Origin of the sequence: Metabacillus lacus (genome assembly GCF_009674805.1) — a bacterium.
Classification (GTDB): domain Bacteria; phylum Bacillota; class Bacilli; order Bacillales; family Bacillaceae; genus Metabacillus_C; species Metabacillus_C lacus.
On the sequence record NZ_WKKI01000082.1, the window covers coordinates 1 to 7,385 of the forward strand.

The 7,385-nt window shown below is 43.2% G+C and carries 6 protein-coding genes; 4 read left to right on the forward strand and 2 right to left on the reverse strand.

All coding sequences use genetic code 11. The features are described from left to right. Nucleotides 1–417: 417 nt before the first annotated feature. Nucleotides 418–1,644 carry a DNA polymerase IV gene (locus GJU40_RS19970; protein WP_154309810.1) on the forward strand — a complete coding sequence of 409 codons (1,227 nt, stop codon included), beginning with the start codon at nt 418–420 and terminating at the stop codon, nt 1,642–1,644. A gap of 86 nt (nt 1,645–1,730) precedes the next feature. Then, the gene (gene gndA / locus GJU40_RS19975; RefSeq protein WP_154309811.1) at nt 1,731–3,140 is read left to right on the forward strand and encodes an NADP-dependent phosphogluconate dehydrogenase; all 1,410 of its coding nucleotides are present in this window, start codon (nt 1,731–1,733) and stop codon (nt 3,138–3,140) included. Nucleotides 3,141–3,312: 172 nt separating this feature from the next. Here the strand turns inward: gndA and GJU40_RS19980 are convergent, their stop codons facing one another. Beyond that, nucleotides 3,313–3,933 (reverse strand): cyclase family protein, encoded by a 621-nt coding sequence (locus GJU40_RS19980; RefSeq protein WP_154309814.1) that lies wholly within the window; start codon nt 3,931–3,933, stop codon nt 3,313–3,315. 5 nt (nt 3,934–3,938) lie between these two features. Continuing rightward, the gene (gene zwf, locus GJU40_RS19985) at nt 3,939–5,447 is read right to left on the reverse strand and encodes a glucose-6-phosphate dehydrogenase (protein ID WP_154309812.1); all 1,509 of its coding nucleotides are present in this window, start codon (nt 5,445–5,447) and stop codon (nt 3,939–3,941) included. 380 nt (nt 5,448–5,827) lie between these two features. On the opposite strand from zwf, the gene rnz reads away from it, so the two are divergent. Beyond that, on the forward strand, nt 5,828–6,742 hold the full coding sequence (gene rnz, locus GJU40_RS19990; RefSeq protein WP_343031653.1) for a ribonuclease Z: 915 nt from the start codon (nt 5,828–5,830) through the stop codon (nt 6,740–6,742). Between the two features lie 111 nt (nt 6,743–6,853). Beyond that, nucleotides 6,854–7,003, forward strand: a complete 150-nt coding sequence (gene rpmG / locus GJU40_RS19995) for a 50S ribosomal protein L33 (RefSeq protein ID WP_343031652.1) — start codon at nt 6,854–6,856, stop codon at nt 7,001–7,003. The last annotated feature ends 382 nt before the right edge of the window (nt 7,004–7,385 follow it).

Genomic DNA, 7,385 nt, shown 5'->3' on the forward strand with positions numbered 1-7,385 from the left:
GTTTGTCCAGCTCCACCGGCTAGGCCCTCGAGGTCATAAGCTGTCTTGGCCAAAAGGTCAAAGAACGACCTTCCGTCCAAGCCATCTTATGCTTGTCAGGCCTGGCAAGCCGGTTCCGCTTTTCTGTTTGTCCAGCTCCACCGGCTAGGCCCTCGAGGTCATAAGCCAATCATCTCAAAAAGGCAAAGAGCGCCTTTTAGAGATGCTCGTCTTATGCTTGTCAGGCCTGGCAAGCCGGTTCCGCTTTTCTGTTTGTCCAGCTCCGGCAGCTAGGCCTTCGAGGTCATAAGCTGTCTTGGCCAAAAGGTCAAAGAACGACCTTCCGTCCAAGCCATCTTATGCTTGTCAGGCCTGAGCAAGCTGCCTCCGCTTTTCTGTGTTACAATAAACACATGAGATTTTACGGGAAGTGATGGAATGGGCAGAGTGATTTTGCATGTGGATATGAACAGCTTTTATGCTTCCGTTGAAATGGCATACGAGCCTGAGCTTAGAGGAAAGCCGCTTGCCATTGCAGGGAATGTGGAGGAGAGAAAAGGCATTATCGTGACCTGCAGTTACGAAGCGAGAGCGTTTGGTGTGAAGACCACCATGCCTTTATGGCAGGCAAAAAAGCTTTGCCCTCAGTTGATTATTAAGGGTCCCAATTTCGAGAGATACCGGAAAGCTTCTTCAGCCATGTTTGATCTTCTTCGTGAGTACACCTCTTTAGTAGAGCCTGTTTCTATTGATGAGGGCTATATGGACATCACCGAAAGCAATGTGAAGCTTTCACCGATTGAAATAGCGAAGGATATTCAAAACAGGCTTCAGGAGGAGCTCCTGCTTCCATGCAGCATCGGGATTGCTCCTAATAAATTTTTGGCCAAGATGGCTTCTGATATGAAGAAGCCGCTAGGCATCACTATTTTAAGGCTGCGAGAAATTGAGAAGGTTCTTTGGCCTCTGCCTGTGGAAGAAATGCACGGAATTGGCGAGAAAACCGCCGAAAAGCTGAAGTCTATTTCTATTCACACAATTGCCGAGCTTGCCTCGGGAAATGAGGTTCAGCTGAAAAAGCTGCTTGGAATTAACGGCGAGCGGCTAAAGAATAGGGCAAACGGCATTGATAACCGCCCTGTAGATCCCGAAGCCATTTTTGAATTTAAAAGCGTTGGCAATTCAAGTACGCTGCCTAAGGATGTTACTGAAGAGTCAAAGCTTTATGAAGTGCTCAGAAATCTTGCCCGTTCTGTCAGCCAAAGACTGCATAGGAAAGAAGTTCTTGCTTCCAAGGTGTTTATCACAATCCGCTATCATGACAGAAAAACTGTGACTAGAAGCAAGTTGATGGAAAACCCGGTTTCTTCGGAAAAGGATTTGTACGATACAGCAAAAGAACTTTTTGATAAGCATTGGAATCAGGAAGCTGTCAGGCTTCTTGGTATCACAGGGCAGGAGCTGGTAGAGAAGAAGGAAGCTGTAAAACAGCTTGACTTATTTTCATATGAAAAAGACGCTGATAAAGAGCCGTTGTTCAATACAATCCGCGGCATTCATGAGAAGTATGGAAGCAGTGCCCTGCAGAGGGGAATGAAAGCTTCTGCAGAAGATGATAATAAGAAGGGTACGAGTTTTAATAAGGATTTTCTGCAATCACCATAGTGCCTTTAACTTGATAAAAGTCTTATGGTTATGGTATTTTCAGTGTTGTATAAAAAACAGAATTAAAGAAAGAGGGACGTAACAATATGTCAAAACAGCAAATCGGAGTCGTCGGTTTGGCGGTTATGGGTAAAAACCTTGCCCTTAACATTGAAAGCCGGGGATATTCTATCTCAGTATATAACCGTTCTTCAGATAAGACAGAGGAATTTTTAAAAGAGAGTGAAGGGAAAAATGTTGTTGGTGCTTACAGCATTGAAGAATTTGTAGAATCCCTTGAAAAGCCAAGGAAAATTCTTCTTATGGTCAAAGCAGGCGGTCCCACTGATGCAACAATCGAGACATTGCTTCCTCATCTGGATAAAGGCGATATCCTTATTGATGGAGGAAATACATACTTCAAAGATACGCAGCGCCGCAATCAGCTGCTGGCAGAGAGCGGTATTCATTTCATCGGAACCGGTGTTTCAGGCGGTGAAGAAGGGGCTTTGAAAGGACCTTCCATTATGCCGGGGGGACAAAAAGAGGCACATGAACTTGTGAAGCCGATTCTTGAAGCAATCGCAGCAAAAGTTGATGGAGTTGCGTGTACAACCTATATCGGTCCCGATGGTGCCGGACATTATGTGAAAATGGTCCACAATGGCATCGAGTATGGAGATATGCAGCTGATATCAGAAGCATATTTCATTTTAAAAAATGTTCTTGGCTTATCGGCAGAAGAGCTTCATGAAGTATTTGCAGAATGGAACAAGGGAGAGCTTGACAGCTACCTGATTGAAATTACTGCAGATATCTTTACGAAGAAAGATGATGAAACAGGCAAGCCGCTTGTTGATGTTATTTTGGATACAGCCGGCCAAAAGGGAACAGGAAAATGGACAAGCAAAGATGCGCTTGATTTGGGCGTGCCGCTGCCGATCATTACCGAATCTGTTTTTGCCAGATTTATTTCCGCTATGAAAGATGAAAGAACAATAGCAAGCAAAGTTTTGTCAGGTCCTGAGATGACAGGCTTTGATGGAGATAAGAAAGAATTGATCGAGGCAGTTCGCAAAGCGCTTTATATGAGCAAAATCTGTTCATATGCACAAGGCTTTGCGCAAATGAGAGCAGCGTCAGAAGAGTATGGCTGGGATCTTAAATACGGAGATATCGCCATGATTTTCAGAGGCGGCTGCATCATCCGCGCTGCATTTCTTCAAAAAATTAAAGAAGCGTACGACCGTGATCCTGAATTGAAAAACCTTCTGCTTGATCCTTATTTTAAAGATATAGTAGAAGGCTATCAAGGAGCTCTGCGCCGCATTCTTGGCGTTGCAATTGAGCGTGGAGTGCCTGTACCTTGCTTCTCCGCTGCACTTGCTTATTATGACAGCTACCGGACGGAGACATTGCCGGCCAACCTCATTCAGGCTCAGCGTGACTATTTTGGTGCACATACTTATCAGCGCATTGACAAAGAAGGTATCTTCCACACTGAATGGATGGAATAGGGACAAATATGCTCCCAGGTTCCTTTAGAACAAAAAACACACGGAGATGATGAAAAATCTTCGTGTGTTTTTTTATTGCAGGGTAGGTTTTGCGGTGGTTATCACGCATTCGCTGTATAAAAAAACGCTGCTGATTTGCTAATCAGCAGCATTTTTTGGTTTTCTATACCTCTTAGAAGCTTACTTCATCCAAGAGAAGCACTCTTGCAGGAGCTGCGTCTTTCCCCAAAATTTTAATAGGAGCAGCGATCATTAAATATTCTCCTTCTTTTATATCGCTTAGACGAAGTCCTTCAATAATGATCACGTTGCTTTCGAATAACATTTTGTGAGTAGGATGGCCTTCCTGGCTGCGTTCAATGCCAAGTGCATCGATTCCAACGCCCTTTACACCTTTTTCAGCCAGGTAAGCTGCTGCATCTTCCGCCACAAAGATAAATTCAAAATTGAATTCACCGTCAAAAGAGTTTTTTGTTTTGAATAAAACAAAATCTCCTTGCTCAATGCCCAATCCTTCAATATCGCTTTTTGTAATGGCATTTTCTACATCTGTCAGGTCAAACAGCTTTGCTTTTCCCACAAGATCATCAATTGAAATGGATTCCATCGTTTCCCCGTTCACAATCATATGAAGAGGGGAGTCTACATGCGTTCCAGTATGAAGATCCATTTCAATTCTTGTTTCGGTCACATATCCGTTTGTTTCTGTAGACAGCTTAGGCTGCTTTTCAGGTTTGTTCTTGTAAACAGGCATTCCTTCAAAAATTGGAGCTGATACATCATATACTTTCATCATCTTCACTCTCCCTGTTCAGAAATTAGTTCTGTTACCGGCCACCAGTGGAAACCGTCTTTTTCGAGCAGTTCATCTGCCTCTCTTGGACCCATGGATCCGGAAGCGTAATTCGGGAACACTGCTTTTTCCTTTTCCCAGATCTTTGAGATTTTATCAACAAAGCTCCAGGATAGGGCTACTTCATCCCAATGAGTAAAGTTGGTAGCATCTCCCCGCATACAATCATCAATCAGCTTTTCATATGCCTCAGGCGTATTGAAGGTATCCACACTATTGTTCCAGAAGCCCAGTCTGATCGGCTTGGTATAAGCACCGCCCTCTGTTTTTTTAGCGTTAAGGTGCAGTGTAATTCCTTCATCAGGCTGAATATGAATCACCAGAAGGTTCGGATGCTTGTTTTCCTTTTCCTGGCTGTTGTAGTAAAGGTTCATTGGAATGTCTTTAAATTCCACTACAATTTTTGTTGACTTTGTTTCCATTCTTTTACCCGTTCTTATGTAAAACGGCACCCCTGCCCAACGGAAATTATCTATCATAATTTTGCCGGCTGCATAGGTTTCTGTGTTAGATTCCTGATCTACATTGTTTTCTTCTCTGTATCCAGGAAGCTGTTTTCCGTCAATCAGACCTTGATCGTACTGGCCGCGCACAAAGTAGTCTTCTACCCGCTCACCTTCAATGGGGCGCATCGCTCTTAGTACTTTTACCTTTTCACTTCGTATTTCATCGGTAGTCAGCTTGATTGGCGGCTCCATTGCAAGAAGTGCAACCATCTGCATCATATGATTCTGCACCATATCTCTTAAGGCGCCCGAACTTTCATAATATCTTCCGCGGTCCTCAACCCCGAGCACTTCGCTGGAAGTAACCTGAATGTTGGAAATAAACCGGTTGTTCCACAGTGGTTCAAACAGGGCATTGGCAAAGCGTATCACTTCAATATTCTGAACCATCTCTTTTCCAAGGTAATGGTCAATACGATAAATTTGGTCCTCGGAAAATGCCTCGCGAATCTCATCGTTCAATTCATTTGCACTTGGAAGATCGCGGCCAAACGGCTTCTCAATGACTAGACGGCTCCATCCTTGTACAGCAGTCAATCCCTGAGTTTTCAGCTGTTTTGCGATTGTTCCGAAGAATTCCGGTGCCATAGCCAGATAGAAGATCCTATTTCCAGGAATATTATATGAACCATCGAGATCATCCAAGAGGCCCTTTAACTCCAGATAGGACTCCGGATTGGTAACATCAAAAGAGTGATAATGAAAATGTGAAGCAAATTCGTCTGCTTCTGCCGAGTCAGATTGAAAAGAGCTGATGGATGATTTTACATTGCTGCGGAACTCATCATCGCTCCAGGATCTTCTTCCCACCCCGACGACAGCAAACTCTTCTGCTATTTTTTTGTTGCGGTAGAGCCTGAATATAGAAGGGAAAAGCTTTCTTTTCGCCAAATCACCAGTTGCTCCAAATATCACAATAACTGCTTTTGGATTTAGTTCACTATTCAATGAAAGTACCTCACTTTGCAGACAGCATTTTTATTAAAATTAAGTACCCTTTACAAATACTTAATTTTAAAGGTTAACCACTCGTAAAGCAAACAATTAAGACTAATTTCTTAGTGCTTCCAGCAGTTTGGAAAGTATTTTAAGTATGAATTGCTGACGACGGTAACATCAGCGGTTGAAAATTAATTTTCAATACAGCCGGCAAGAAGAATAACAGCATTTTTATAGAGCTGCGGAGGAACTGGTTATCATGCACTTTTTCATAGGATTTGCTTATATGCAGCAGTTCATTCCAACGTGTAAAGAATGCCGGGGGATTTTTCTATGTGTCAGCTTCATGGTATTCTAGTTACACAAAAGATTAGAGAGGAATTATGAATGTGGATATACAATTTCTTGGAACAGGGGCAGGAATGCCGGCAAAGACCCGAAATGTTACTTCCATAGCACTGAGGCTGCTAGAGGAGAGGGGAGCGGTATGGCTTTTTGATTGTGGTGAAGCAACACAGCATCAAATTCTGCATACGACGATTAAACCGAGGAAAATTGAGAAAATTTTCATCACTCATATGCATGGGGATCATATCTACGGCCTGCCGGGGCTTTTGGGAAGCAGATCTTTTCAGGCCGGGGAAGAAAAGCTGGAGATATATGGACCAAAAGGGATAGCTGAATATATTGAGTCGTCACTAAGATTAAGCAGGACTTATGTGAATTACCCGATTAACATACATGAAATAGAAGAAGGGCTTATTTTTGAAGACAGCCAGTTTACTGTAGAGGCTAAACTGCTTGAACACGGCATACCGAGTTACGGCTACAGAATCAGAGAAAAAGATACGGCAGGTCCGCTTCTTGTTGATGACCTTCAAAGCATAGGGGTGAAGCCTGGACCGCTTTATAAAAAGCTGAAAGAAGGAGAAACAGTTATTTTGGAAGACGGGCGCATTCTAAACGGCAGAGATTTTTTAGGTCCAGAAAAGCAGGGGAAAATTGTAACCATTCTTGGTGACACACGTATTTGCAGGAAATCGGAAGAACTGGCCGCAGATGCAGATGTGCTTGTTCACGAGGCTACCTTTGGCGTTGCAGATGAAGCGCTCGCTTATGAGTATTATCATTCGACAACTTCTCAGGCTGCGAAAATTGCAGTAAGAGCAAATGTAAAAAAACTCATTCTGACTCATATCAGTGCCAGATACCAGGGAAATGAAGCTGACATTCTTTTGAAAGAGGCCAGAGATCTTTTTGAAAATACATTTGTTGCAGCAGATTTTTCCCAATACTCCATATAGAAAGCCAGATTGGCTAAGATTCTTTTTTTGGTTGACAAGAGTGTGAAAAACAAATAGTATATAATTAAATCGTAATTATTACGCTTTATTTGACCATTGGAGGAATGAACCGTGAGAGTAAACATTACATTGCAATGTACAGAATCAGGAGATAGAAATTATATTACTACAAAAAATAAGCGAAACAACCCGGATCGCATAGAACTCCGCAAATACAGCCCGCGCTTGAAAAAGGTAACTGTACACCGCGAAACAAAATAAGATACAAAAAAATCCTTTGTTCTCAGAACAAAGGATTTTTTTCTTTCCAAACGTTTTTCTGCGGTCCAAGCCATCTTATGCTTGTCGAAGGCCGACAGGACGTCGGACAGTCATGCGTTGCCACAGGACGTGGCGCACTTAGCATGATGACTTCTTACGCTGGTTGCGCTTTTCTACATTGTCCAGCTTCAGGCGCCAGCGGCTCGAGGTCATAAGCCAATCATCTCAAAAAGGCAAAGAGCGCCTTTTAGAGATGCTCGTCTTATGCTTGTCAGGCCTGAGCAAGCCGGCTCCGCTTTTCGGTTTTGTCCAGCTCCGCCGGCTAGGCCTTCGAGGTCATAAGCCAATCATCTCAAAAAGGCAAAGAGCGCCTTTTAGAGAT